The sequence below is a fragment of the Photobacterium galatheae genome, from assembly GCF_000695255.1.
Lineage (GTDB): Bacteria > Pseudomonadota > Gammaproteobacteria > Enterobacterales > Vibrionaceae > Photobacterium > Photobacterium galatheae.
In genome coordinates, this window is record NZ_JMIB01000041.1 from 1 (window position 1) to 1,543 (window position 1,543).

A 1,543-nucleotide genomic window follows, 5' to 3' on the forward strand; every position below is an offset into this window, starting at 1 on the left:
AAGTTCAATCTGAAATTTGAATATATCGTTTCAATATGTTTTCTATTTCCGGAAAATCAGATCGCTTACATTCAAAGTCAACCAGATGAAACTCGTATAGACTTGTATTGATGAAGTCAGGCACATCACACAGAAACATATAGATATCCCATTGATACAAATCATTCACTTTGGATATCACCAGTCGGTAATGATGATTTTCCGCAAATGGAAAAACTTCGACTTCGGTCTGCTTATGAAACCCCGTCATTTTAAATGACAGCAACGCAAACGCGCCTGCACCGACAAAAGCAAGCGGCCCCATCATCAGCCCGGCAATCAGACACACCCCAATACCGAAATAGGCCATGCCCCGGGTCGCTTTATAGAAAATTTCCGGCACCCGTTCGGTTTTCTGAATGATGATCCCTTTGGGCGTGATTTGGCCTTTGTAGTCATAATCTACACTAAACAAGAAATAACTAATTGGCATAAAAACTAAGAATGTCCCTCCAAATATGATCAGTACAAGAACTTCAGGATGAAAGTAATACATTACCCCGACGACTAAACTACCCACTCCGCCCAAAATTAAAGTAGTCAAAAGCTTAACCTTGGATCTCAAGATGCATGTCCACTCATGCACAACTTCCGCGTCCAGTACTTGCTGGCGCTGCTGTGCCTGGTAGGCTTCGGTGTATTCCGGTAAAGGAATTATTTTATCCACAGAGCTATATCCAGAAAAACATATAAAAATGACACTTCATTTCAAGCATTAAATTTGATTCTCAAACTCAATAAACCGAGATAATTGCGCCAGCAGCTCCTTTTCTTGCGCCACAGTACAGTGAATCAACCACCGATGAGCACATCTTAATTTCTCTGCATTATCGTTTAAGTCTTTCAAAGATTTACAATGGCTTGAAATCTGTTGTACGTCATATTGATAAAGCCCATCAGAGCGACTGATGCGATAAGGCACACCATCCAAAAAAGAACGGATATAAACCTCAGTTTGCTTATGAAACCCCGTCATTTTAAACGACAGCAACGCAAACGCGCCTGCACCCACAAAAGCAAGCGGCCCCATCATCAGCCCGGCAATCAGACACGCCACAATACCGAAATAGGCCATGCCCCGGGTCGCTTTGTAGAAAAACTCCGGCACCCGTTCGGTTTTCTGAACAATGATCCCTTTCGGTGTAATTTGGCCTTTGTAGTCATAGTCTACATCAAACAGGAAATAACTAATTGGAGAAAAAATTATGACAGAACCAGCCCACATATAAAAAAGGCTAATGTCAGAACTTAAGTAATATGAAATGCCATATAGCAAACTGAATATCCCTGCCATAATAAACGGCATGAAATGCTTATCCTTAGAGCGAAGTACGCATTCCCACTCATAGATCACTTCCGCATCCAGTACTTGCTGCCGCTGCTGTGCCTGATAGGCTTCGGTGTATTGCGGTAAAGGTATCGTTGAACTCATATTTTCTTTCGTTATTCCATCACACAGTCATTTTCATCCAAACCATTAAAACAAGTTCAATCTGAAATTTGA

At 41.5% G+C, this 1,543-nt stretch carries 2 protein-coding genes; both read right to left on the reverse strand.

Annotated elements, in window-relative coordinates; genetic code table 11:
- Positions 1 to 4: 4 nt before the first annotated feature.
- Positions 5 to 706, reverse strand: coding sequence for a hypothetical protein (locus tag EA58_RS21170; RefSeq protein ID WP_152548124.1), 702 nt, complete (start codon positions 704 to 706; stop codon positions 5 to 7).
- 48 nt (positions 707 to 754) lie between these two features.
- Positions 755 to 1,345 (reverse strand): hypothetical protein, encoded by a 591-nt coding sequence (locus tag EA58_RS21175; RefSeq protein ID WP_152548125.1) that lies wholly within the window; start codon positions 1,343 to 1,345, stop codon positions 755 to 757.
- Positions 1,346 to 1,543 lie beyond the last annotated feature (198 nt).

Coding starts and splice junctions, on each gene's coding strand:
- EA58_RS21175 (WP_152548125.1), bottom strand. CDS start 1,345: ATGCCGTTTATTATGGCAGGGATATTCAGTTTGCTATATGGCATTTCA.